Origin of the sequence: Candidatus Desulforudis audaxviator MP104C, from assembly GCF_000018425.1 — a bacterium.
GTDB classification, from domain to species: Bacteria; Bacillota; Desulfotomaculia; order Desulfotomaculales; family Desulforudaceae; genus Desulforudis; species Desulforudis audaxviator.
Genome location: NC_010424.1, coordinates 988693 through 1012215 on the forward strand (window position 1 = coordinate 988693; position 23523 = coordinate 1012215).

The 23523-nt window shown below is 61.4% G+C and carries 26 protein-coding genes and 1 tRNA gene; 25 read left to right on the forward strand and 2 right to left on the reverse strand.

Features of this window, described 5'->3' with window-relative positions:
• Positions 1–5: 5 nt before the first annotated feature.
• The 21 genes from rbfA (at position 6) to DAUD_RS04770 (ending at position 17553) form a co-directional block, all read left to right on the forward strand.
• Entirely contained in the window at positions 6–356 is a 351-nt protein-coding gene (gene rbfA, locus DAUD_RS04675) for a 30S ribosome-binding factor RbfA (protein ID WP_041570825.1), read from the forward strand.
• 1 nt (position 357) lies between these two features.
• Positions 358–1353 carry a DHH family phosphoesterase gene (locus DAUD_RS04680; RefSeq protein WP_012302027.1) on the forward strand — a complete coding sequence of 332 codons (996 nt, stop codon included), beginning with the start codon at positions 358–360 and terminating at the stop codon, positions 1351–1353.
• On the forward strand, positions 1337–2254 hold the full coding sequence (gene truB / locus DAUD_RS04685) for a tRNA pseudouridine(55) synthase TruB (RefSeq protein WP_012302028.1): 918 nt from the start codon (positions 1337–1339) through the stop codon (positions 2252–2254). The genes DAUD_RS04680 and truB overlap by 17 nt, the downstream gene beginning before the upstream one ends.
• A 37-nt stretch (positions 2255–2291) precedes the next feature.
• Positions 2292–3218: a bifunctional riboflavin kinase/FAD synthetase gene (locus DAUD_RS04690; protein WP_012302029.1), complete on the forward strand. Its 927-nt coding sequence runs from the start codon at positions 2292–2294 to the stop codon at positions 3216–3218.
• 92 nt (positions 3219–3310) lie between these two features.
• The gene (locus tag DAUD_RS04695; RefSeq protein WP_012302030.1) at positions 3311–3523 is read left to right on the forward strand and encodes a hypothetical protein; all 213 of its coding nucleotides are present in this window, start codon (positions 3311–3313) and stop codon (positions 3521–3523) included.
• 17 nt (positions 3524–3540) lie between these two features.
• Positions 3541–3762, forward strand: a complete 222-nt coding sequence (locus DAUD_RS04700; RefSeq protein WP_012302031.1) for a hypothetical protein — start codon at positions 3541–3543, stop codon at positions 3760–3762.
• An 87-nt stretch (positions 3763–3849) separates the two neighbouring features.
• Positions 3850–4119: a 30S ribosomal protein S15 gene (gene rpsO / locus DAUD_RS04705; protein ID WP_012302032.1), complete on the forward strand. Its 270-nt coding sequence runs from the start codon at positions 3850–3852 to the stop codon at positions 4117–4119.
• Between the two features lie 81 nt (positions 4120–4200).
• Positions 4201–6426, forward strand: coding sequence for a polyribonucleotide nucleotidyltransferase (locus DAUD_RS04710; RefSeq protein WP_012302033.1), 2226 nt, complete (start codon positions 4201–4203; stop codon positions 6424–6426).
• A 161-nt stretch (positions 6427–6587) separates the two neighbouring features.
• A complete protein-coding gene (locus DAUD_RS04715) occupies positions 6588–7439 on the forward strand; it encodes a polysaccharide deacetylase family protein (protein WP_200858728.1) in 852 nt (283 codons plus the stop codon).
• Positions 7436–8698: a M16 family metallopeptidase gene (locus tag DAUD_RS04720; RefSeq protein ID WP_012302035.1), complete on the forward strand. Its 1263-nt coding sequence runs from the start codon at positions 7436–7438 to the stop codon at positions 8696–8698. Before DAUD_RS04715 ends, DAUD_RS04720 begins: the two co-directional genes overlap by 4 nt.
• Before the next feature lie 7 nt (positions 8699–8705).
• Entirely contained in the window at positions 8706–9173 is a 468-nt protein-coding gene (gene dut, locus DAUD_RS04725) for a dUTP diphosphatase (protein ID WP_012302036.1), read from the forward strand.
• A 70-nt stretch (positions 9174–9243) separates the two neighbouring features.
• Positions 9244–9606, forward strand: a complete 363-nt coding sequence (locus tag DAUD_RS04730; protein ID WP_012302037.1) for a hypothetical protein — start codon at positions 9244–9246, stop codon at positions 9604–9606.
• A 3-nt stretch (positions 9607–9609) separates the two neighbouring features.
• A complete protein-coding gene (locus DAUD_RS04735) occupies positions 9610–9885 on the forward strand; it encodes a YlmC/YmxH family sporulation protein (protein WP_041571160.1) in 276 nt (91 codons plus the stop codon).
• Between the two features lie 266 nt (positions 9886–10151).
• Positions 10152–11144, forward strand: a complete 993-nt coding sequence (locus DAUD_RS04740) for an SDH family Clp fold serine proteinase (protein WP_012302039.1) — start codon at positions 10152–10154, stop codon at positions 11142–11144.
• A gap of 1 nt (position 11145) precedes the next feature.
• Positions 11146–11319 carry a hypothetical protein gene (locus tag DAUD_RS12435; protein ID WP_012302040.1) on the forward strand — a complete coding sequence of 58 codons (174 nt, stop codon included), beginning with the start codon at positions 11146–11148 and terminating at the stop codon, positions 11317–11319.
• Between the two features lie 187 nt (positions 11320–11506).
• Entirely contained in the window at positions 11507–12316 is an 810-nt protein-coding gene (gene dapB / locus DAUD_RS04745; RefSeq protein WP_320408593.1) for a 4-hydroxy-tetrahydrodipicolinate reductase, read from the forward strand.
• Between the two features lie 82 nt (positions 12317–12398).
• The gene (gene dpsA, locus DAUD_RS04750) at positions 12399–13331 is read left to right on the forward strand and encodes a dipicolinate synthase subunit DpsA (RefSeq protein ID WP_012302042.1); all 933 of its coding nucleotides are present in this window, start codon (positions 12399–12401) and stop codon (positions 13329–13331) included.
• On the forward strand, positions 13312–13899 hold the full coding sequence (locus DAUD_RS04755; RefSeq protein ID WP_012302043.1) for a dipicolinate synthase subunit B: 588 nt from the start codon (positions 13312–13314) through the stop codon (positions 13897–13899). The genes dpsA and DAUD_RS04755 overlap by 20 nt, the downstream gene beginning before the upstream one ends.
• A 25-nt stretch (positions 13900–13924) precedes the next feature.
• Positions 13925–14935: an aspartate-semialdehyde dehydrogenase gene (locus DAUD_RS04760; RefSeq protein WP_012302044.1), complete on the forward strand. Its 1011-nt coding sequence runs from the start codon at positions 13925–13927 to the stop codon at positions 14933–14935.
• Positions 14936–14958: 23 nt separating this feature from the next.
• On the forward strand, positions 14959–15843 hold the full coding sequence (gene dapA / locus DAUD_RS04765) for a 4-hydroxy-tetrahydrodipicolinate synthase (protein WP_012302045.1): 885 nt from the start codon (positions 14959–14961) through the stop codon (positions 15841–15843).
• 45 nt (positions 15844–15888) lie between these two features.
• Positions 15889–17553, forward strand: a complete 1665-nt coding sequence (locus DAUD_RS04770) for a ribonuclease J (RefSeq protein ID WP_012302046.1) — start codon at positions 15889–15891, stop codon at positions 17551–17553.
• Positions 17554–17622: 69 nt separating this feature from the next.
• On the opposite strand, the gene DAUD_RS04775 is transcribed toward DAUD_RS04770, so the two are convergent.
• Positions 17623–17716, reverse strand: a tRNA-Sec gene (locus DAUD_RS04775).
• Between the two features lie 149 nt (positions 17717–17865).
• Here DAUD_RS04775 and lspA point away from each other — a divergent pair.
• On the forward strand, positions 17866–18327 hold the full coding sequence (gene lspA, locus DAUD_RS04780) for a signal peptidase II (RefSeq protein ID WP_012302047.1): 462 nt from the start codon (positions 17866–17868) through the stop codon (positions 18325–18327).
• Entirely contained in the window at positions 18314–19243 is a 930-nt protein-coding gene (locus DAUD_RS04785) for an RluA family pseudouridine synthase (protein WP_012302048.1), read from the forward strand. The genes lspA and DAUD_RS04785 overlap by 14 nt, the downstream gene beginning before the upstream one ends.
• A gap of 314 nt (positions 19244–19557) precedes the next feature.
• On the opposite strand, the gene DAUD_RS04790 is transcribed toward DAUD_RS04785, so the two are convergent.
• Positions 19558–20886, reverse strand: a complete 1329-nt coding sequence (locus DAUD_RS04790; RefSeq protein ID WP_012302049.1) for an ISNCY family transposase — start codon at positions 20884–20886, stop codon at positions 19558–19560.
• 236 nt (positions 20887–21122) lie between these two features.
• Between DAUD_RS04790 and DAUD_RS04795 the strand changes: the two genes are divergently transcribed.
• Complete coding sequence (locus tag DAUD_RS04795) at positions 21123–22241, forward strand: type IV pilus twitching motility protein PilT (RefSeq protein ID WP_012302050.1); 1119 nt, start codon at positions 21123–21125, stop codon at positions 22239–22241.
• A gap of 48 nt (positions 22242–22289) precedes the next feature.
• Entirely contained in the window at positions 22290–23498 is a 1209-nt protein-coding gene (locus tag DAUD_RS04800) for a type II secretion system F family protein (protein WP_012302051.1), read from the forward strand.
• Positions 23499–23523: the final 25 nt, after the last annotated feature.

A 23523-nucleotide genomic window follows, 5' to 3' on the forward strand; every position in this document is an offset into this window, starting at 1 on the left:
GCCCGGTGATCTTCAGGCCGGAACGGCTGGCCGAGGTGATTAAGAAAGAGATCTCGGATTTGTTGCGTCAAATGAAAGATCCGCGCCTCGGTTTTGTGACCGTCACTGCGGTGGAAGTCTCTTCGGACCTGCGCTATGCCAAAGTGTTCGTCAGCGTGCTGGGGAGCAACGAAGATCAGGATGCTTCCCTGAAGGTCCTCCGCGGGGCCCAAGGGTTCATCCGCACCGAACTCGGGAAGCGGATCCGGCTCAGGTACACACCCGAGGTGAGTTTCGTTCACGACCCGTCGATTGAGGAAGGGACCCGGATTATTCAGATCATCAGGGACATCGGAAAGGGGCAGCCCGGACAATAAGATGGGTAACAAGAGCCTGGCGGCCGTCGCCGCAGAACTCAGGCGGGCGGTAAGGCCGGTTCTGGCTGGTCACGTAATGCCGGACGGCGACAGCATTGGTTCGACCTTGGCGCTGGGGCTGATGTTGGAACAACTGGGGAAGACGGTACAGATGGTCAGTCAGGACCCGATTCCGGCCACGTACCGCTTCCTGCCCGGTGTGGAGCGCATCCACATCGGCACCGTTCCGGATGCGGATTACGACTATCTGGTGACGCTCGATTGTTCGGTTCCCGAGCGTCTGGGACCGGACGTCAAACCCCTCCTGTCCCGCCCCGGAATCCGGGTGGTCAACATCGACCACCACATATCGACAGGCCCGTTTGCGGATTTCAACCATATCGACCCGACGGCGGCCGCCGTCGGGGAAATCGTGTTTGACCTGGCCGAACCCCTCGGGGTGGAAATAACCGTGGACATTGGGACTTGCCTCTACGTGGCGATTGCAACGGACACCGGTTCTTTCCGGTACGAGAACACTACGGCGGGAACACACCGGCGCATCGCCCGCTTGATGGAAATGGGCCTGGACGCGGCTGCCGTCAACACCCGCATCTACGACGAAAAACCCCTGGCCGCTATCAGGCTTCTGCACCAAGTTCTGGGCACCCTGGCCTTGAGCGCCGGCGGGCGGATCGCCTGGCTGAGGCTGACCAGGGCTATGGAAGCGGAATACGGCGAAGAGGTTGATGTCGAGGACCTGATCAACTACGCCCGCCGGATCAGCGGGGTGGAGGTCGGGATTCTGTTTCGGGAGCTGCCCGAAGGTCAGATCAAGGTCGGTTTCCGGTCCAAGCGCGCGGTGGATGTGGCCGCGTTGGCTTCGGCCTTCGGCGGAGGCGGACATCCCCGCGCCGCCGGCTGCCGATTTGAGGGTGAACTGGCGGAGGCCGAGCGACAGGTGCTCGGCGCCACGGAAAGGGTGGTCGCGGAGGCGTTTGATGGAAGGAGTCCTTAACGTCCTTAAACCTCCCGGGATGACCTCCCACGACGTGGTCGGTTTCCTGAGACGCAGACTGGGGATCAGGAAGGTTGGCCATACCGGCACGCTGGACCCGTTGGCCGCCGGGGTGCTGGTCGTCTGCGTGGGCCGGGCGACCAGGATCGCTCAGTATATTCCGGATGACAAGGTCTACCGCGCCGAACTGGTCCTGGGAATCACCACCACGACCGGCGACGCTCAGGGTGACGTTCAACGGGTCGAGCCCCTTCCGGACGGCCTGGACTTGGAACGGCTGGAGGAGGTGCTCGCCGGGTTTGCCGGCCCGGGGTTGCAGGTGCCGCCGATGACGTCGGCGCGCAAGGTGAAGGGGAAAAAGTTGTACGAGTTGGCGCGCCGGGGGGTGGAGGTGCCGCGTGAAGCCCGCCCGGTCATGATCCACCGCCTCCGCCTGGTGCACACCAGGTTCGAGCGCAGCGCGCACCCGCGAGCGCTCATCGATGTGTCCTGCAGCAAGGGTACGTATGTCCGCACCCTGTGTGCCGACATCGGAGCGCGGCTGGGCTGCGGGGCCTATATGTCTTTCCTGGTGCGGTCGGCGGTAGGGCCGTTTCCAATCACGGCGGCACGGACCCTAGAGGAGCTCGAGGGATCGCTGGCCGGGGAGTTGATCGCGGTGGATACCGCCCTCGGCCATCTGCCGGCGGTGCTCGTTCATCCCGGAGCGTCACGGGCCGTTCTGTCCGGGAGAGCCCTCTATCCTCCCGGAATCGCCGCGGGCCCCAGCCCGAAAGAAGTAGACGGGTATGTGCGCCTGCGGGACGAAACGGGTCTTTTAGCCGTGGCGAAGCCGCTCGCTGTGAGAGAGTCCCCGGAGCCCGTGGCTTTTCAACCGGTCTGGGTGCGGGGCGGAGCTTAGGAGCGGGTGGAGTTGGAATGGAAAGGGGAGCGGGGAGTTGGACCTGAGGACGAATTTCAAGAACCTGCGCCAGGATTACCCCCGGTTGGTGCTCGGCCTAGGCAACTTTGACGGGGTGCATCTCGGGCACCAGGAACTGATTCGGAGAATGGTGGAAAGGGCACGCCGTTTGGGCGGCGTGCCGGGCATTTTCACCTTTCACCCCCATCCGGTGTCGGTGCTGCGCCCCGAGCATGCCCCACCCCTGTTGCTGACCCAGGAAACCAAGGAAGAAATCATCGCCGGACTGGGAGTCCGGTTGCTGCTCCGAATCCCGTTCACCCTGGAATTCGCCCGGTTGTCGCCGGAGGAGTTCATCAGGGATGTGCTCTACACCCAGTTGGGCGTCGTCAGTGTGTTCGTGGGCTATAACTACACCTTCGGGCACCGCGGGCGGGGCACCCCGGCGACATTGGCCCAGCTCTCGCAAATCTACGGCTTCGAGACCAACGTGGTCGAGCCGGTCGAGGTTGCCGGTGAAGTGGTGAGCAGCACGAGGATACGTGAGCTGTTGTCCCGGGGCCGGGTGGAGGAGGCCCGGCGGTTTCTCGGTTTTGCTCCTTTCGTCGACGGCATGGTGGTTTCCGGAGACGGCCGCGGCCGCAGACTGGGATTCCCCACGGCCAACCTGGAGACCAGCCCGGACATCCTGATCCCGGCCAACGGGGTCTACGCCGTCAAGGCGGAAATAAGCGGGCAAAGGCACTCGGGGGTGGCGAACATCGGTTACCGCCCCACTTTCACCGGGGCGGACTCCGGCCGGAATCTGGAGGTCCACCTTTTTGACGTTGCCGACAACCTGTACGGAAAGTCAATGCGGGTCTTTTTCAGCCGGTATATCCGGGGTGAACGGAAGTTCGGCTCGCCCGCGGAGCTTATCCGGCAAATCGAAGCCGATATCCGGCAGGCCCGGGCCGTTGAGTGACCGCAGGCGCCCGTGAGGCTCCATAATTATGTGCGTTTACACCGTGCAGGTGGTTATGCTAAAATAAGGCGGAACATAAAGGTGGGGTGCCAGTGGGGTTTCCCAAGTACGATCTGTCCGAAGACGAGATGAAGAAGTGGATCGACCAGATCGCCGTCATCTGCCTCAGTGATGACTTCCAGCGTCTTAAGGACGAACTTGAAGTTCTCTACCGGGCCTCGGGGATCGGCGACAGTGCCGAGGAAGCCAGGATGTGTGCGTTTTCGGATGCGTTGTATGCGTTCCTGGCGGAAAAGGAAGCCTAAGGTTAAGGGAAGCAGGCATGCCGGTAGTAATTACGGAACACGCTCGAAAGAGACTGAACCAGAAGCGCCAGGAGAATATCTCCACCAGCGACATCATTGAGGCAGCGTCCGGTATTCCCGGGCACATCCCTTCGGCCACGCGTTTCCGAGGTTTCGTCGCCAAATCGGGGCGGGTCTTTGACATAGTGGCCAAGGATATCCCCGGCAGGCGCCTGGTAGTCACGGTAATCGGGAAGTAGGATGAACTGTCGGCTAGGCCCGGCGAGACTCCGACGTCCGGCTTGGCCGGCAGCAATTACTTAATTTACAAGTGGAGGTATTTTTTAATGACCCTCAGCGCGGACAAGAAGCAGCCCATAATTGATAAGTTCAAACTGCACGAGAACGACACCGGTTCCCCGGAAGTACAGGTGGCCATTCTCACCGAGCGGATCAATCTGCTCACCGAACACCTGAAGACGCACCGCAAGGACTTCCATTCCAGGCGGGGCCTTTTAAAGATGGTCGGACAACGCCGGGCGCTGTTGAATTACCTGCGGGACCGTGCTCCGGACCGTTACCGGAAGCTTATCCAGGAACTCGGACTGCGGAAGTAGGGGAAGGCATCCCCTGCTTCTTACCGTTTTGGGCGGTGCCCGGCTGCAATGAATTACGAGGTAGGAGGATCAAGCAGATTCATGACCGAGCAGGGTTATATTACACGTACAATTGAAATCAGCGGTCGGACTTTCAGCGTGGACATCGGCCGTGTGGCCGGGCAGGCCTCCGCTGGCGTCCTGGCCCGGTACGGGGAAACGGTGGTGCTGGTGGCGGCCACCCGGGAGGCGCTCCGGGAAGGGTTGGATTTCTTCCCCCTGACCGTGGACTATGAAGAACGGCATTACGCCGTCGGGCGGATTCCCGGAAGCTTCATGAAGCGTGAAGGCCGCCCCGGGGAAAAGGCCATTCTCGCCGCGCGGCTGATCGACCGGTCGATCAGGCCGCTCTTCCCGCGCAACTTCACCCAGGATGTGCACGTGGTGGCGCTGGTGATGTCGGTGGACCAGGACTGCTCGCCGGCGATCACGGCGATCCTCGGTGCTTCGGTGGCGCTGACCCTTTCGGACATCCCCTTCGCCGGCCCGGTGGGAGCGGTGATCATGGGGATGGTTGACGGGCAGTTGGTGGTCAACCCCACGCTGGAGCAGGACGAGAAGTCGGACCTGCACCTTACCGTCGCGGGGACCCGGGAAGCGATCAACATGGTGGAGGCGGGCGCCAAGGAGGTCTCCGAAGAAATAATAGTTGAGGCGCTCACCAAGGCGCACGCCGAGATCCAGCGGATCGCGGAGTGGGTCGGAGAGATCCGGGCGGAAGTCGAACCCCTGGGTTTGGCCCACCCGAAAATTGAGGTGCCGGCGAACGAACCGGGTCCGGAACTGGTGGAGGCGGTCCGATCCGCCGGTTACGAAAAGATGCGGGCCGCCGTGCACCACTGCAAGAATGAGCGGCTCGACAAGAAGTCCGCCGACCGGCACCTGGAGGGGACCAAAGCCGAAATCATCAATGCCGTTCTGGAAAACTTCCCGGAAGAGGAACAGCGCCTGAAAAGCCTGGTCGACAAGCTGGAGAAAGAAGCCGTGCGGGAGTTGGTGCTGAAGGAAAAGGTACGGCTGGACGGCCGCGCCTTCGACGAAATCAGGGACATCAGCGTGGAGGTCAACGTGCTGCCGCGCACCCACGGTTCGGGGCTTTTCCAGCGCGGGCAGACCCAGGTCCTTTCGGTCCTCACCCTCGGCGCGGTGCGGGACGAGCAGATTCTGGACGGGCTGGACACCCAGGAAACCAAGCGGTTCATGCACCATTACAACTTTCCGTCCTTCTCCACCGGGGAGGCGCGCCCCATCCGCTCGGCGGGCCGGCGCGAGATCGGTCACGGCGCCCTGGCGGGGCGGGCCCTGGAGGCGGTTCTGCCGGGAGAGGACGTTTTCCCGTATACCATACGGATCGTGTCCGAGGTGCTGAGCTCCAACGGCTCAACCTCCATGGCCAGCGTCTGCGGCAGCTGCCTGGCCCTGATGGACGCGGGCGTGCCGATCAAGGCTCCGGTGGCGGGGATTGCGATGGGTCTGATCAAGGAGGGCGACGAGGTCGCCGTCCTGACCGATATCCAGGGTACGGAGGACCACCTCGGGGATATGGACTTCAAGGTGGCCGGCACCGAGCAGGGGGTCACCGCGCTCCAGATGGACATCAAGATCGCCGGGATCACCCCGGAAATTCTGGCTCAGGCGATGGCGCAGGCCCGGGAGGCCCGGCTGTACATCCTGGACCGGTATAAGGAGGTCATCCCGGGACCCAGACCGGAAATCTCCCCGCGGGCGCCGCGGATCATCCACACCACTATTGATCCGGAGAAGATCCGGGACATTATCGGTCCCGGCGGCAAGATCATCCGGAAGATCACGGAGACGACCGGGGTGGATATCGACGTGGAAGATGACGGGCGGGTGTTCATCACCGCTCCTGACCCGGAGGGCGGCAAGAAGGCCCTGGAGATTATCAAAACCCTTACCGCCGAAGTCAAAGTGGGTGAGGTGTACTTAGGCCGCGTGGTGAAGATAATGGACTTCGGGTGCTTTGTGGAGGTTATCCCGGGGGTGCTCGGGTTGCCCGGCAAGGACGGACTGGTTCATATCTCGCACTTGGCCCACAACCGGGTGCGGAAAGTGGAAGACGTGGTCCGGGAAGGGGATCAGATACTGGTCAAGGCCATCGGTTTCGACAATCAGGGCCGCCTGAAACTGTCCAAAAAAGAAGCCATGGAGCCCCCCGCCGGCGGCGCCGGGGAGACCGGCCGGCCGGGCCTGATACAGGACGACCGCCCGGACCGGCGGCCGCGCTCGCGGTTTTCCCGGAGATAAACTAGGGACAAAGCCCCCTAACCTGGATAAACCAGAATTCAGAATCCAGTTCTCTTGCCATTTTACGCAGATGTTTGCACCACAGGCCCTAAGGGGCCTTTTGTTTTTTTTCGGGTCAGCATCCTTTCTCCCGTGCATACTCTTGAATGGGGGTGAGGGTGGTGCGCTTGAGACTGGCGGTTTTGACGGCAGTTCTCTGTCTGGCCGTGGGCGGGCTCTGGTGGCGGTGGTCACCGGCCGTTCCGGCCACCGGGCCGCAGCCGGTCTACCACGGTCCGGGGGACTCGCGGGCGGTGGCGCTGGCGGTGAACGTGGACTGGGGTGAGGAGTGCGTCCCCGAGATACTGAACATTTGCCGGGAACACGACATACACCTCACCTTCTTCGTCACCGGGCGGTGGGCCGGCAAGTTTCCCGATCTGGTGCGCCGGATGGCGGAGGAAGGTCACGAGATCGGCAACCACGGGTTCGGACATCCCCATCCCGACATGCTGTCCGTGGAACAGAACTTGCGGGACATCCAGCGGGCCGAGACCGTGATCCGGGGAATCATCTCGCGGCGCACCACGTTGTTTGCCCCGCCCTACGGGGAACGCGGCCCGGCGGTGCTCCAGGCCGCCGGGCAAGCCGGGTACCGGACGATCCTGTGGAGCGTCGACACGTTGGACTGGAAGGTCCGCAACGCCGATGTGATCACCGGCCGGGTGGTGAACCGGGTACACCCCGGGGCGATTGTGCTCATGCACCCGTTGGACGCCACCACTAAGGCGCTGCCGGTGATCATCACGGAATTGGAAAAGGACGGTTACCGGTTTGTGACGGTAAGCCGGTTGCTGGGAGTGGGGTCGGAAACCAAACCGGAAAGCGCTCAAGGCCCTCGGCGAGAAACCCGGAGCGGGCAACAGTTCGTTAGAACCCGGCATCGCGGGATATGGTCCGCGGGGAAGGAGTTTCCAGCCCCGGGGCGAATAGAAGCAGGCAGTGCAGTAATTTTGGAGGTATGTAGCAGATGATCAACAAGGTGATCCTCGACAACGGCGTGTGCATCCTCACGGAAGAAATCCCGCACGTCCGGTCGGCGGCGGTGGGGTTCTGGGTGGACGCCGGGTCGCGCGACGAGGCGGACTCCGTGTCCGGGGTCTGCCACTTCATCGAGCACATGCTGTTCAAGGGCACCGAGAACCGGTCGGCCAAGGATATCGCCGAAGCCCTGGACCGTGTCGGCGGCCAGTTGAACGCTTTCACCACCAAGGAGTACACGTGCTACTACGCCAGGGTGCTGGACGAGCACCTGGAACTCGCGGTTGATGTGCTGACGGACATGCTGTTTCACTCGCGGTTCGCGCCGGAAGACGTGGAGCGGGAACGGAACGTCATTGTTGAAGAGATTAAGATGTACGAGGACACCCCCGACGAACTGGTCCACGACGTCCTGGCCAAGGCGCTCTGGAACACGCACGCGCTCGGCCGCCCGGTCATCGGCAGCGCCGGAGTGATTCAAAACCTTTCCTGGGGCGATCTCCTGGACTATTACGACCGCCACTACCGCCACGGGCGGTACGTGATCGCGGTGGCCGGGAACGTGAAGCACGAACGGGTAACCGAACTTCTGAGCCGGATTTTCAGTGACCTGCCGGCCGGCGGCCCGCCGCGGGCGGTGGTCGCGCCGCACCCCAGTCAGAGGGTGGAATGCCGGGAGAAAGACACCGAACAGGTGCACTTGTGCATCGGCTCACAAGGGCTGCGGCTGGACGATGAGCACATCTACGTCCTGCAGGTGTTGAACACCCTCCTCGGCGGGGGGATGAGTTCCCGGCTGTTCCAGAAGGTGCGCGAGCAGCTCGGCCTGGCGTACAACATTTATTCCTATCACAGTTCCTACCGGGACACCGGGTTGTTCGGGATCTACGCGGGGTTGAGCCGGGAAAACGTGGGCACCGTGCTCGATATCGTGCTGGATGAGGTAAATGACCTCCGCAACGGAGGAGTGAGCGAAGAGGAGATGACCAGAGCCAAGGAACAGCTCAAGGGCAGTTTTCTGTTGAGCCTGGAAAGCGTCAACGCCCGGATGAGCCGCCTGGGGAAATCGCAGCTGTACTTGGGCCGCGTGCAGACGCCGGAGGAAATCGTCCGGGAATTGGCCCGGGTAAAAACGGAACAGATCGCGGCCGTGTGTGACCAGATTTTCCGGCGGGACAAGCTCTCCCTGGCCTCCATCGGCCCGTGGCAGGAAGACGGCGCCTGGTCGGCGGCTCTTTCGCGGTTGGGTTGAGAGCGACATGGCCGAAGTCACCCGCATCGTGCTGCGCGTTAAGAAACTGAACCCCACCATCGGAAAGTCCTGGCCCGGCCCGGCCTATGCCACTTCCGGGGCGGCCGGTCTTGACCTGTGTGCCGCCCTTGATTCTTCCCTGACCATCGCCCCCGGGGAGCGGGTCCAAATTCCAACGGGCATCGCGGTCCAGCTTCCGGAGCGGAACCTGGTCGGGCTGGTTTTCGGACGCAGCGGCCTCGCTGCCAGGCACGGTATCACCCTGGCCAACGGCGTCGGGGTCATCGACGCCGATTACACGGGCGAGATTATCTGCCCCGTAGTCAATCACGGCACCGAACCCTTCACGTTAAGCCCCGGTGACCGGATCGCGCAGTTGGTATGCGTGCCGATCGCCGTGGCGGAGGTAGAGTACGTCTTCGAGTTGGCGGAGACGGCCAGGGGTGCCGGCGGTTTCGGTTCGACCGGTAAATAACTTCTGTTGTCCATAGCGCCGGGTCATATCGGCCGGACCCGTCCCATATGAATGTTAGGGGGTGGGACGGATGATCACGGCGACCCTGTTGTTCTTGCTGACGCTGGCGTTGATAGCCTTTTCAATTCGGGAGAGAATCAAGCTGCAGGCCTCCCGGTTCCGGAGCCACAAATCCTGGGAACTGGAGCCTCGGGCCACCCCGCTTTCGGAGGCCGTGTTGAACCTCATAGGGATAGCCGGAGGGGTCTATCTGGCCCTGATCATGCTGTTCACGTTTCTGGAAGTCAGCCTGCCGAACAAAATCAGCCTGGGTGGGGTTGAGGTCGAGCCGTTGGCCGCTTTCGCCATTGGGCTGGCTATCGTGCAGCCGTTTATTTTGCGGCTGTGGGAAATGATCCGGGAGAGACTCCGGAGTCAGGGCAAGGGGGTATGAATGATGCGTTTGACCGAACTGATGGGTAAAGAGGTAGTCAATCTCTTCAACGGCGCCCGGCTGGGTGTGATCGGGGAGTCCGATCTGACTATTGATGCCGATTCGGGGCACGTGCACGCCATCATCCTGCCGCGGCGGAGCAATATCGTAAGCATGTGGACCGAGCGCCAACAATTGACCATACCCTGGGAGGCGGTCCGCAAAATCGGTACCGAGGTTGTAATCGTCGAACTCGCGAACAACCAGTCCGTACCCCGTTTCAGACGTTCTCCCCTCTAGCCCGCCGGCAAAAGGTGTCAGACACCTTTTTTGCCGGGGCAGGTCAGTGCTACGACCGCATCGTTAATTAATTTCACCTGAACTCCCGCCACCGTTTCCGCGGGAGTTCCTTTTTGCGGCGTAAATAAATCGGCTTGCACAGACAATACTAGAATTTAGAAGACCGGGGACCGGCTCCCCGCACGGCTCGAAGGCCGGGGGACTGGCTCCTTTTCCCGCACGGCAGTCTTACTGTTCGCGGTGCGTGTTTTTGGGGGGTTCGAGGCATGGGCTTTGCCGCCCGGTGCTCCCTGATGGCCCAGATCGCCCGCAAGCGCGGGTCCCAGGTCATCGCTTACGTCACCGGTGACCGAGAGAATGTGAGCACCCGGATCGCCCCGGACGTTTTGCCGGTGTTTCACCGTCACCTCCGGCTGCTGCCCGCCGGCGAGCGGCTGGACCTCTTTTTGTACAGCCGCGGGGGTGACGTGCTCACCCCGTGGCGGCTGGTACACCTGGTCCGGGAGTGGGCGGCCGAATTTGCGGTCCTGGTCCCCTACCGGGCCTACAGTGCCGGCACCCTGATCTGCCTGGGGGCGGACGAAGTGGTCATGGGGGTAATGGGTGAACTGGGACCCATCGACCCCAGTGTAGTCAGCGCTTTCAACCCCAAGGACCCGGTGAACCCCAACGCCAGGATTCCGGTCAACGTGGAGGACGTGTACTCTTTTTTGGCGCTGGCCCGGGAGGTGGCGGGGATGTCGCACGACGAAGACCGGCGGAAGACTTTCCTCTTGCTGGCCGAAAAGATTCACCCCCTGGCCCTGGGGAATGTGCACCGCAACTATCTGCTGGTGCGGTCCCTGGCCCAAAAGCTGCTCGCCTTGCGCCAAAATCCCCCGACGCCGGACCAGGTCCGACACATCGTCGACAGCCTGACCGAAAAGCTGTACGCTCACAACCACATGATCCCCCGCCGGGAAGCGTCCACCGAAATCGGCCTGGCGACCACGTACCCCGACCCCGAGCTGGAAAGCCTGCTGTGGGCTCTGTACGAAAACTACGAACAGGAACTGCTTCTGGGTCAGCCCTTCAACCCCGCGGATATCATCCGGGGCACGCGTACTGATTTTGAGGTGGTGGGCGGTCTGGTGGAGTCGATGGCCGGACAAGACGCCTTCGTTTTCCACGGCGTCGCCGAAAGACAGGATTGCCCAGACGGCCGAATCAACGTGACGATACTGCGCCAGGGATGGCGGCGCGCACAGGGAGGTGCGTGAGTTGAAAGAGGATGTCCCGCGGGACGTCCGCGTTTATCGGGTGCGCTTCAAGTACCCCGACCCGAGCCGCTACTATTACCTTTCCGACTCCAGCGGTTACCCGTCGGCGGATTACCGAATGCCCAACATCAGTCGGGAAAGGGAGCGGATCGTGGTCCGGGAAGTCCAGGAATAGCATCGCCCGTTCACGGTAGCCCGATAAACGGGGTGTAAAACAGCTCCCGCCACGTTGGAGGGGGTGGTTTGCTTATCAGCCGGGGGTGTGCTGCCGTTTTCGGGTCTTGGACCGGCTTGACACCTGGACAGGCCGTGTTATAATACTTGTTTAATTCAAAATATCCAGAAAACATTTCCGGAAAGGTGTGAGTACCATCATTCGAGTAGCCGTTTGTGGTGCCGCCGGAAGAATGGGACGGGAGGTTGTGCGGGCCCTGGCGAGGGATGACGGGTTGAGAGTGGTCGGTGCCGTCGATCCGCACGGCCTTGGCGCCGACGCGGGGGTTCTGGCCGGCCTCGACCCACTTGGGGTCACCGTGAGTGGCGACCTGGAAGAGGTGTTGAGAGAAACAAAGCCCGAGGTCATGGTTGACTTCACCTCCCCCACGGTCGTGGCGTCGAACGCCCGGACCGCAATCCGGGCCGGAGTTCATCCGGTCATCGGCACTACGGGAATGAGCAATGAAGACCTGGCGGACTTACGCCGGCTGTGCGCCGAAACAGGTGTAGGCGGGTTCGTGGCCCCCAATTTCGCGGTGGGGGCCGTTTTGATGATGAAGTTTGCGGAAATGGCCGCTAAATTCATGCCGGCGGTTGAGATCATCGAATTGCACCACGACCAGAAGGCGGATGCCCCCTCCGGCACCGCCATCAAGACGGCCGAAATGATTAGCAACGCCCGCGGCGAGTACCGGCAGCCTTCGGTCACCAAGGTCTTGAAACTTGACGGTGTCCGGGGCGGCAATTACGATGGCGGCATCCGCATTCACAGTGTCCGCCTGCCGGGGCTCGTGGCCCACCAGGAGGTCATTTTCGGCGGTCTGGGTCAAACCCTGTCCATCAGGCATGATTCCATTTCCCGCGAATCGTTCATGCCTGGGGTGCTCTTGGCGGTGCGCCGGGTGATCGGACTCCGCGAAATGGTGGTCGGGCTGGAGAACCTCATTTTTGAGTAGGCGCCTTAAGCTCCGGGCAGTGACAGGCACCTCTCCCAGCGGCGAGTCATATATTGGCTAGCAACCAAGGGGAGGTGCAAAAATGCTGCCGCTGGTGGGTTTAAGAATCAGTGTGCTTGGCGGCGACGGCCGAGGAGTCTACATCGTTCAAGAATTCGCGGCCATGGGCGCCCGGGTGAAGGCCCTGGGCATCCCCGTCCTGGAAAACGCGCCTGAGGTGCTAGTCTGCAACGATCCGGCCCAGGCCCTGGCGGATATTGACGTACTGGTCGTGCCTTTGCCCGGTCTGGACCGGGACGGGCGCCTGCACACCGTAACGGGGGAATCGCCGGTCATAACCAGGGAGATGCTTGAGACCGTCGGTACGGACGTACCGATTTTCACGGTTGTGGCCAAGGAGTACCTGACCCGACTGGCAGCCGAGCTGGGACTGCAGATTATTGAGTTGGCCGAGTTCCAGGAGTTCGCCATCCTGAACTCGATCCCCTCCGCCGAGGGAGCCGTTCAGTTGGCCATGGAGAAAATGCCGGCCACTATTCACGGCTCTCAGGTGGTGGTATTGGGTTTTGGTAACCTGGGAATGACGCTGGCGCGGATGTTGGATGCCCTGGGTGCGAAAACCACGGTGATGGCCCGTAATCCGGCGGCCCTGGCCAGGGCCTACGAGATGGGTTTCGGGACCGTGTTGCCGGAACGGCTGGCCGATCAACTCGCCCTGGCGGACCTGATTTTCAACACGGTTCCGGCTCCGATCCTTGACAAAAAGATCCTGAAGTCCGTCAACCCGGAAGCCTGTATCATCGACCTGGCTTCGGCACCGGGTGGAACCGACTTCACCGTGGCACGGGCGCTGGGGTTGAACGCCAGCCTGGCGCCGAACCTGCCCGGCAAAGTCGCCCCCAAGTCGGCCGGCCGGATCATCGCCCGGACCATCCAGCGGTTGCTGCACGGCACCGTCCTCAAGGGTACTTCTGTACATAAGGGGGTGCTTGCCGGTGCAGCTCACGGGCGTTAGAATGGGCTTCGCGCTTACCGCGTCATTCTGCACCCTGGAACCGGTGGTGCAGCAAATCGAACAATTTGTGAGGGAAGGGGTTGAGGTCTACCCGATTATGTCCCGGGAGGCCGCCACCGTAGACACGCGTTACGGTACCGCCCAACAGTGGATGGACCGACTGGGTGCGATCACTGGAAAAAAGGTGCTCACCAGCATTGTGGAAGTCGAACCCATCGGTCCCCAGAAGCTGTTTGACGTGGTCGTAGTCGCTCCGTGCACGGGTAACACGGTGGCGAAACTGGCAAACGGGATTACGGACGGACCGGTATTGATGGCGGCCAAAGCTCAACTGAGGAACCGGCGTCCGGTGGTTATCGCCATCTCGACAAATGACGGGCTGGGCCTGAACGCCCGCAACATAGGGACCCTTTTGAACACGCGGAATGTCTATCTGGTGCCCTTCGGGCAGGACAGCCCGCAGCACAAGCCGAACTCATTGATTGCGAGGATGGACCTGTTGGGAGCGACCATTGTCGAGGCGCTTCAGGGGCGTCAGTTGCAGCCGATCATCATCACCTACAGCTAGAAAAAAGAATAGGGGGTTTGTATGTTTGCCGGGATACAGCGTTTGTGTGGTTGGGGCCACAGGTGCGGTGGGACAGGAGATCCTGAAAGTACTGGCGCTGCGGGAATTTCCGCTGAACAAGCTGCGGTTGTGTGCCACAGCGCGCTCCGCAGGGAAAAAGGTTGCTTTCGGCGGTGAGGAGCTTACCGTCGAGGAGACCCGGGAATGGTCGTTCGAGGGTATGGACATTGCGCTGTTCGCCGGGGGGGCGGCCAGCACCGAATATGCCGAGGCGGCTCGGAAGGCGGGTGCCGTGGTCATCGACAATTCGAGCGCTTTCAGGCTAAACCCCGACGTGCCCCTGGTGGTTCCGGAGGTCAATCCCGAAGATGTCCGGTGGCACAAGGGGATTATCGCCAATCCGAACTGTTCGACCATCATCATGGTCGTGCCCTTGAAACCGCTGCATGACGCCGCCGGCATCCGGCGGGTGGTGGTTTCCACCTACCAGGCGGTATCCGGCGCAGGATCAGCCGCTGTTCAGGAACTGGTCGCCCAGACCCGGGCGGTGCTGGATGGACAAACTTACCCGCCCCGGGTTTTCGCATACCAGATCGCTTTTAACCTGATCCCGCACATCGACGTTTTTCAGGACCTGGACTACACCAAGGAAGAATGGAAACTGGTCCGGGAGACCCGGAAGATCCTACACGAGCCGGACATGCGGGTCACCGCGACCACGGTCCGGGTGCCTGTATTCCGCAGCCACTCGGAGTCGATCAACGTCGAGACCGAGCGTTTTGTAAGTGCTCAGGAGGTCAGGGAGTTGCTTTCCCGCGCCCCCGGGGTGGTGGTGGTGGACAACCCGGAGCAGAAGCTCTATCCGATGCCTCTTGATGTGACCGAAAAGGACGAGGTGTTTGTCGGCCGCATTCGGCAGGACCCCACCCTGGAGAACGGCATTAACATGTTTGTGGCCGCCGACCAGTTGCGCAAGGGAGCAGCGACGAACGCGGTCCAGATTGCCGAATTGCTGGTGGACTACGGCCTGCTGTAAAACTGATTCAGGAAGGTGAAAACGTGACGGTGGATTTCGGGCGGGTGCTCACGGCGATGGTTTCGCCGTTTGACAAGAACATGGAGCTGAACCTGCCAATGGCCCGGAAACTGGCCCGGCACCTGGTGGATTCGGGCTCGGACGGGCTGGTGGTGTGCGGTACCACCGGGGAATCGCCGACCCTGTCGAAAGAGGAAAAGCTCGAACTTTTCCGGACGGTGGTCGACGAGGTGGGGGGCCGGGCCGTCGTGGTGGCCGGCACCGGGAGCTACTCGACTAAAGACAGCATCGCGCTGACCCAGGCGGCCGAGAAACTGGGCGTGGATGCGGTGATGCTGGTCTGCCCCTACTACAACAAGCCCTCGCAGGATGGGCTTTACCAGCACTTCCGGGCGGTGGCCGAAAGCACCAACCTGCCGGTGATGATCTACAACATACCCGGGCGGACGTCGATCAACCTGTTGCCCCAGACCTGTGCCCGGCTGGCCGAGATCGGGAACATCGTCGCCATCAAAGAGGCCAGCGGCAATATGGACCAGGCCACCGAGCTTCGCCGGCTGCTGCCGGACCATTTCCACATTTACAGCGGGGATGATTCGATGACGCTGCCCCTGCTCGCTGTCGGGGGCAAGGGTGTGGTGAGTGTGGCCGCGCACCTGGTGGGGGGCAAGATCCAGGAGATGATCAACGCCTTCACGTCCGGGAACATCACCCTGGCCGCAAAACTGCACAGCAGCCTGTTCCCGCTGATCAAGGGGCTTTTTATGACCACCAACCCGGTGCCGGTGAAGGCGGCGCTCGGAATGTTAGGACTGAACGTGGGCCCACCGCGGCTGCCCCTGGTCGAAGCGACGGAGCAGGAGAAAGAAAAGCTGCGCGTCCTGCTCAGGGAGGCTCAGCTGCTGTAGCACCGTGAACAAATCCATAGTGGTCTCATATAGGGAGGTGCGCATTTGCCGCCAGAGACCAAGCTGCAAATCATACCTCTCGGGGGCCTGGGGGAAATTGGCAAGAACATCATGGCCGTCCGCTATGGCGAGGACATCCTGGTGATCGACTGCGGCCTGATGTTTCCGGAGGAGGAGATGTTGGGAATCGACATCGTCATTCCCGACATCCAGTATCTTTTGGAGAACAGGGAACTGGTGCGGGGGATTCTGCTCACCCATGGACACGAGGACCATATCGGCGCATTGCCGTACGTGTTGAAGCAGATCAATGTTCCTGTTTTTGGGACCAAACTCACCCTGGGCCTCCTGGAGGCGAAGTTTAGAGAGCATGTTTTCAGTGAAGAGATAAAAATGGTGGTCATCAATCCGCGGGAGACCGTGCATATCGGTTGTTTTTCCGCGGAATTCATCCGGGTTTCGCACAGCGTGCCGGATGCGGTGGGCATCGCCCTGCACACGCCCATCGGAACCGTGCTCCATACGGGCGATTTCAAAGTCGATTACACCCCGGTGGACGGGGAAGTCATCGACCTCCACCGGTTTGCACGGCTGGGCGAACAAGGCGTCCTGGTCATGCTGTCGGACAGCACCAACGTTGAACGTCCAGGCTACACCCTGTCCGAACGGGTGGTCGGGGCGACCTTTGACGAAGTCTTCGGGGTCTCCAAAGAGCGGATCATCGTGGCCACGTTCGCTTCGAACGTGCACCGACTGCAGCAGGCCGTCTACGCGGCGCACAGGCACCGGCGCAAAGTGGCGGTGGCCGGCAGAAGCATGGTAAACGTGGTCAACATCGCCTCCGAGTTGGGTTACCTGGATATTCCCGCGGGGACGTTGATCAACCTGGAGGAGGCCAACCGCCTGCCCCGCAGCCAGGTAGTGCTCCTGACCACCGGGAGCCAGGGAGAACCGATGTCGGCGCTGACCCGGATGGCCTTGGGTGATCACCGCCAGGTGGAGATCCTGCCCGGGGACACCATCATCATCTCGGCCACCCCGATCCCGGGGAACGAGAAACTGGTGTCCCGGATCATCAACCACCTGTACAAGCACGGAGCGACCGTGATCCACGAACGTGTTTCCGGAACCCACGTTTCCGGGCACTCCAGCGCCGAGGAACTGAAACTGATGCTGAAACTGGTACAACCTAAGTTCTTCGTGCCGATACACGGAGAGTACCGGATGCTGGTCAAGCACGCCGAACTGGCCCGGGAAATGGGGGTGCGGCCGGAGAACGTCTTCGTGGCGGAGAACGGCAATATCCTCGAGTTCACCCGCAAGAAGGGCCGGATCGCCGGGAAGGTGTCCTCGGGCCGGATACTGGTGGACGGTCTGGGCATCGGCGACGTCGGGAACATCGTGCTCCGGGACCGCAAGCAGCTCGGCCAGGACGGGATCCTGATCGTCGTGGTGACCATCGACCCAGAATCCAGGCAGGTGATCGCGGGGCCGGAGATCGTGTCGCGCGGCTTCGTGTACGTGCGCGAGTCCGAGGAACTGATGGAAGACGCCCGGGAGCGGGTGCGCACCACCCTTGACGGCTGCACGGGGCGCGGCGTGGGTGAATGGTCAGCCATCAAGTCGGAAGTGCGGGACGCCCTGGGCAAGTTCCTGTACGAGCGGACCGGGCGGCGGCCCATGATCCTGCCGATTATTATGGAAACTTAAGGGACGGGCCGGCACTTGTGGGATAATAAAACCCGCCGGGCGTGTTGCGGGCGGGTCTTGATATTTCTTTGGCGGGAGTGCGTGGGAATCGAACCCACCCGGGGTTTCTCGCCCCGCGACTGGTTTTGAAGACCAGGAGGCCCACCAGGACCCATTCACTCCCGTATTGTGACGCGGGGACCGTGAACTTGCAACATTATAGCATGTGTCGGGATCGGCGGGCAATTGGAATTGGACAACCGTGCCGCGGGGAGCCCGACAATTTGGAAAGTAAAAAAAGGGGTCTGACCCCTTTTTATAAGGGGGACGGCAGTGCGAAGATTCTGGGTCGTGGTGTTGGCGGTGTTCACGCTGGATCAGGGGGCCAAGGCGCTGGTGCAGAGGACGATCGAGCCGGGTCAGGACGTGGAGGTTATCGGCTCCTGGCTGCGGCTTACCCATGTTTACAACCCCGGGGGCGCATTCGGGATCTTCGGCGGCCAACCGGTGTTGGTGCTCGGGTTCACCTTGCTGGCGGCGGTGGTTGTCCTGGCTTTCCTGCCGCGGATCATCCGGGCTGGATACGGCCTGCCGGTCGGACTGTTGTTCGGCGGAGCGCTGGGCAACCTGGCCGACCGCCTTCGGTACGGCCGGGTGCTGGACTTCATCGACTTCGGTTTCTGGCCGGTGTTCAACCTGGCCGACGTGGCGATCACGGCCGGGGCCGTGCTTTTGGGGGCACACGTCCTGTGGCACGAGCGGAGTCACCGAGGGGGACAAGATGGCCACGCTTAACCGTTACACAGTGGAGGAAGAAGACGAACAGACCCGCCTGGACGTGTTCCTGGCCGGACAGAATCCGGAACTGAGCCGGGCCCGTATCCAGAAGCTCATTTCCCTGGAGTTGGTCACGGTCAACGGGCGTCCGGCACGGGCCAGCCACCGGGTACGGGGCGGCGACTGCGTGGAACTAAAGGTGCCGGACCCGGAGACGCCCAGAATCGAGCCGGAAGCCATCCCTTTGGAGGTCTGCTTCGAGGACCCGGACGTGCTGGTGGTGAACAAGCCCCGGGGGCTGGTGGTTCACCCGGCCGTCGGGCACTACTCCGGGACGCTGGTGAACGCGCTTTTGCACCACTGCCGGGACCTTTCCGGCATCAACGGTATTCTGCGCCCGGGAATAGTCCACCGCCTGGACCGGGACACCTCCGGGCTGCTGATGGTCGCCAAGAACGACGCCGCTCACCTGGCCCTGGCCGGCCAGCTCAAAGACCGCGCGGTGCTCCGGCGGTACACCGCCCTGGTCCACGGCCGGCCCCGGCGCGAGACGGGCACGGTGGACGCTCCGATCGGACGCCACCCCCGGGACCGCCAGCGCATGGCGGTCACTCCCCGCAGCGGTCGCGCGGCTCGCACCCACTATCGCGTGGTCCGGCGCTTTGACAAGTTTTCCCTGCTGGAACTTACCCTGGATACCGGGCGCACCCACCAGATCCGCGTGCACATGGCCCACGTGGGTCACCCGCTGGTCGGGGACCTGAAATACGGGCATGCCCGCCCGGAGCTGGGACTTGAAGGCCAGTTCCTGCACGCCGGCACCCTCGGGTTCCGGCACCCGCGCACCGGGGAGGTCTTGGTCTTCGAAGCCCCGCTGCCCTCCGAACTGGCCGCGGTGCTGGAGCGCCTTTCCCCGTTGGGGCAACCCAATTAGTTTTTGAGGCGGCGGCATCAATCGGGACACATCTTAATCCGGGGTGATGCGCCTGGTATTGTAGGTGCTGGGGAACACCTGTCAATGGCCAGTGAAAATGTCACCCTAAAACACACTAACTTGGACTGAGAAAATGTCACCTTTGTAATCGTTAAAATGGTCTGAGGAAATGTCACCTTTGAAACCGCCGTCCAAGATTATTCCTCTCGCCTGTTGGCCGTCAAGGGCAAGGGCTACGCCGCCGCGGATGCGGCCCCTTGACGGCCGGCCAGGCGAGAGGTGACAGGTGACTCAAGGGTTTCAAGGTTGCTCATTTAAAAGGCGTACTTGCGGAAGCGCTTTCTCTTGGCTTCCAGGTACGCTTCCACTGGTGTTGAAGGCTTGGGCGCTATGGGAGAAATCTGGCGCCAGGGATGATCCGCAGTCACCGGAGCAGGTTCCCGGCGGGGCTTGGCTTGACGGATCTCCGCCTTAGGTGCCGGCTGGGGAACGAACTCCCTTAGCGAAAACACCTTATCGCCATACTTGGCGCTTATCGTCCCGTCCAGATGAGTAAGGACCGTAACCTTCGCCCTGGGCGCCAGGCTAACTGCTTGATCTTTGACATCGATAAGCTGGTAAGTCTTACAGTGAAACGAGATCGTGGAACCATTGGAAGCCGTACGCTCTTCCCGAAAGGCAATAATCTCGTTGAGCCGTTCACTGGTGGGTGCGGGTTTAAAGGCCGGTTCCGGATCGGCGGCCCAAACGGCGAAGCGGGCGTTGAAGCGCTCAATAAAGACCGGGAGAAAGGCGTTCGCGTCTTCAATGTTGGAGATCCCTCGCAGGCGCATCTCTATCACCAGACGGCTCTGCAGGGTTTCCCACAAACGTTCTATACGCCCTTTGGCTTGGGGAGAGCGTGCCTGAATATGATTGATTCCCAATTCCTCCAGGGCCTTACCGAACTGGGTCAGGGCAACGGTTTTGCCGGCCAGCTCCTCATCAATGGACAACTTGTCCTTCTTCGGTGAGAAGAAGATGGAGTGGCCGTCCGTATAGAGGCTCACCGGGATTCCGTGATTTATGACCGTTAGGTTTAAGACCATCAAGTAACCGTACAGATCCTCTTCGGGCCGGAACCAAAGTGCCAGGATCTTACCGGTGGCGTCATCAATATTACCGTGGAGGCAGGCCTTGGGGCCACGATCTTCAAACCAGGCGTACGGGCTGGCGTCGCTTTGGACCAAAAGCCCTTCTTGAGGCATGCGCTTGCGGGAGCGCCGTTTCCGCCGCTTGGCTCGGCGGCTGTGCCGATTCTTGATACCGGCCTGCTTGAATATGCGACGCAAGCTGCGGCCCGAGATCGAAATTTCATATAGTTCCTCAAGCAGCTCAGCCATATGCTCGCAACTTGCGTCCTTGAGTTCTTCTGAGGCGAGGCTGATGATCCGGTCCCGGACGTCGTGGGTTATAGCGTGTTTTGGTTTACGGCCTCGGTTTTTGTGGACGAGGAAAGCCTCACCCTCCTGTTTCATTCCTTTCTTGAGGCGCATAACCTGACGTTCGCTGAGACCAAGGAGGACGGCAGCCTGCCGAATGGATACCTTGCCTGCAAGGACCCGTTCCATAATACCTAGTCTCCTGGCTTCCTTGGGTTTCAAGAAAACGTCTCCCTTCATGGGTGACATTTTCTCAGACCGCTTATGAGGTGACAATATCACAGGCCAACAGCAAGGTGCTGGGGAACACCTTGCCATATGCCGTAACGCGTGGTAATATAATGAAGATTTATCATGAATATGTCGAGTAATGTAGAAAAACGTAGTCCGAAAAACCTTTTGATTAAAACCGGTTGAGTAGCTGACGAAACCTACCAAGCGGGAGTGTATAAGGGACAATGGACAGTCATGGGGGAAAGGAATACCCTATTGATTTTGACACATTATTGAGAATCACCGTGGAACGGCAGGGTTCGGACTTGCACCTGACGGCCGGTTTGCCCCCGGTGGTCCGGATTCACGGCGAGCTGGTTCCCCTGGACTATCCCCCGCTGAAACCGTCCGACATAGAGCAATTGGTCCTGCCCCGGCTGGAACCGTCCTACCGAGCCATACTCGACGAGAAATGGGAACTGGACTTTTCCTATTCCGTGGCCGGGGTGAGCCGGTTCCGCGGGAACATCATGCGCCAGCGGGGCAGCTACTCCGCGGTTTTGCGGGTGGTGCCCTACAAGGCTCCGGCTCTCGAGGAGTTGGGCCTGCCGCCGGCGGTGCGCAATCTCTGCTTTCTCCCGCGCGGGCTGGTACTGGTCACCGGGCCGACCGGGAGCGGCAAATCCACCACACTGGCCGCCATGATCGACCTCATCAACCGGGAACGACGCGTGAATGTAGTCACCGTGGAAGATCCGATTGAGTTCCTGCACCGGCACAACAAGGCCATCGTCCGGCAGCGGGAGGTGGGGAGCGACACCCGCTCCTTTGCGGATGCCCTGCGGCACGTTCTACGCGCCGACCCCGATGTGATCCTCATCGGCGAGATGCGTGATCTCGAGAGCATCGCCATCGCCCTGACGGCGGCCGAAACCGGCCACCTGGTGTTTTCGACCCTGCACACCCAGACCGCGCCGCTTACCATCCACCGCATTGTAGACGTGTTCCAGGAACACCAGCGCGATCAAATACGCCAACAGTTGGCCGACTCCCTGCAGGGGGTGATCGCCCAGCAGTTGGTGCCCAGGGCGGACGGCAAAGGGCGGGTGGCCGCCGTCGAATTGATGCTGGCCTCACCGGCGGTGCGCGCCCTGATCCGGGAGGGCAAGGAGCACCAGATGTACAGTGTCATCCAGACCAGTAGGCAGCAGGGTATGCAGACCATGGACCAGGCGCTGGCCGAACTGTACACCGCCGGGAAAATCAGCCGCGAGGCGGCCCTGGAGCGGTGCGTGGACCGGACCGAGTTGGAGCGCCTGATGCAAAAAGGGGTCCCTGGCTCCATGGACCGACGGCTGAAGTGAACTTGAAACCCGCATTAACCGGATCCAAAGAAACAGGATGAACAGACTATGAGACTGTACACCTATGAAGCCGTCAACAAGTCGGGCCACCTGATTACCGGGCAGTTGGAGGCCGAGCAGGAGTGGATGGTGGTCGAACGCCTCCGCCAGATGGGCTTCTGGGTGGTGGAGGTCAAGGCCGTCCGGCCCTCGGCCGTCCGGGGCGCCGTGTTCAGGTCCCGCAAGGTCGGCCTGGGGGATTTGACCCTCTTCAGCCGCCAGTTGACTTCGATGCTGGACGCCGGCATTCCCCTGACCCGGGCCTTGTTCACCTTAAGCAAGCAAATTGCCAACCCCACCCTGCGCAACGCGGTGAGTGACGTGGCGCGCAACGTGGAAGGCGGCCAGAGTTTCAGTGACGCCTTAAGCGCCCACCCCGGCATCTTTTCCACCCTGTTCGTCAGCATGACCCGGGCGGGCGAGGTCGGCGGTTTTTTAAGCGAGGCGCTGTCCCGCCTTTCCACCCAGCTGGAACAGGAAAAGAGTATCCGCGACCACGTCCGCTCCGCCTCTTTCTACCCGATCGCCGTCTTGGGCTTTGCTGGGGTCGTCGTGTTGGCCATGCTCTATTTCCTCGTTCCCGTCTTCATGCAGTTCTTCCCGGAGGGGATGGTCCTGCCCCTGCCCACCAGGGTGGTTGTCGTCCTGTCCAACTCCCTACACCAATGGTGGTTTATCTGGGCAATTACGGTGGCGGCCCTGGTGCTAGGGTTCCGGTACTACCTGCGCAGTCCGGCCGGCAGCCGCGCCTGGGACCGCCTCAAGTACCGGCTGCCGGTGTTCGGCTCTTTGTTTCACCGGGCGGTGATGGCGCGGTTCGCGCGTACCCTTGCCACTCTGCTCACGGGCGGCATTCCGATTCTGCAGGCGCTGGAAGCCTCCGGTCCCGCTTCCGGCAGCCAGAAGGTGGCCGAGGCGGTGCACGGAATCATCGAACAAATTCAAGAAGGCAAGAACCTCGCCGGTCCCATGGGGGATTCCGGGATTTTCCCGCCCATGATGGTGGACATGGTGGCTGTCGGCGAAGAATCCGGCACCCTGCCGGACTTGTTGGGCCGCATCGCAGCGTTTTACGAGGAAGAGGTGGCCACCATGGCCAAGGGGCTGACCGCCCTCCTGGAACCACTGATGCTGGTGGTTATCGGTATCATCATCGCCGTGGTGGTCATTTCCCTGTACCTACCCATCTTTACCGCCGTAATCTCGGGTGTGCGATAACGTTTTACAGTCAACGGACAAAGGA

What these genes read in the sequence shown, in the direction of transcription:
- DAUD_RS04785 (WP_012302048.1), top strand. Translation starts at nt 18,314, where the DNA reads ATGGCCACGCTTAACCGTTACACAGTGGAGGAAGAAGACGAACAGACC.
- DAUD_RS04800 (WP_012302051.1), top strand. Translation starts at nt 22,290, where the DNA reads ATGAGACTGTACACCTATGAAGCCGTCAACAAGTCGGGCCACCTGATT.
- dpsA (WP_012302042.1), top strand. Translation starts at nt 12,399, where the DNA reads ATGCTGCCGCTGGTGGGTTTAAGAATCAGTGTGCTTGGCGGCGACGGC.
- DAUD_RS04700 (WP_012302031.1), top strand. Translation starts at nt 3,541, where the DNA reads ATGCCGGTAGTAATTACGGAACACGCTCGAAAGAGACTGAACCAGAAG.
- rpsO (WP_012302032.1), top strand. Translation starts at nt 3,850, where the DNA reads ATGACCCTCAGCGCGGACAAGAAGCAGCCCATAATTGATAAGTTCAAA.
- DAUD_RS04730 (WP_012302037.1), top strand. Translation starts at nt 9,244, where the DNA reads ATGATCACGGCGACCCTGTTGTTCTTGCTGACGCTGGCGTTGATAGCC.
- DAUD_RS04740 (WP_012302039.1), top strand. Translation starts at nt 10,152, where the DNA reads ATGGGCTTTGCCGCCCGGTGCTCCCTGATGGCCCAGATCGCCCGCAAG.
- DAUD_RS04735 (WP_041571160.1), top strand. Translation starts at nt 9,610, where the DNA reads ATGCGTTTGACCGAACTGATGGGTAAAGAGGTAGTCAATCTCTTCAAC.
- truB (WP_012302028.1), top strand. Translation starts at nt 1,337, where the DNA reads ATGGAAGGAGTCCTTAACGTCCTTAAACCTCCCGGGATGACCTCCCAC.
- dut (WP_012302036.1), top strand. Translation starts at nt 8,706, where the DNA reads ATGGCCGAAGTCACCCGCATCGTGCTGCGCGTTAAGAAACTGAACCCC.
- DAUD_RS04680 (WP_012302027.1), top strand. Translation starts at nt 358, where the DNA reads ATGGGTAACAAGAGCCTGGCGGCCGTCGCCGCAGAACTCAGGCGGGCG.
- DAUD_RS04795 (WP_012302050.1), top strand. Translation starts at nt 21,123, where the DNA reads ATGGACAGTCATGGGGGAAAGGAATACCCTATTGATTTTGACACATTA.
- DAUD_RS04710 (WP_012302033.1), top strand. Translation starts at nt 4,201, where the DNA reads ATGACCGAGCAGGGTTATATTACACGTACAATTGAAATCAGCGGTCGG.
- DAUD_RS04720 (WP_012302035.1), top strand. Translation starts at nt 7,436, where the DNA reads ATGATCAACAAGGTGATCCTCGACAACGGCGTGTGCATCCTCACGGAA.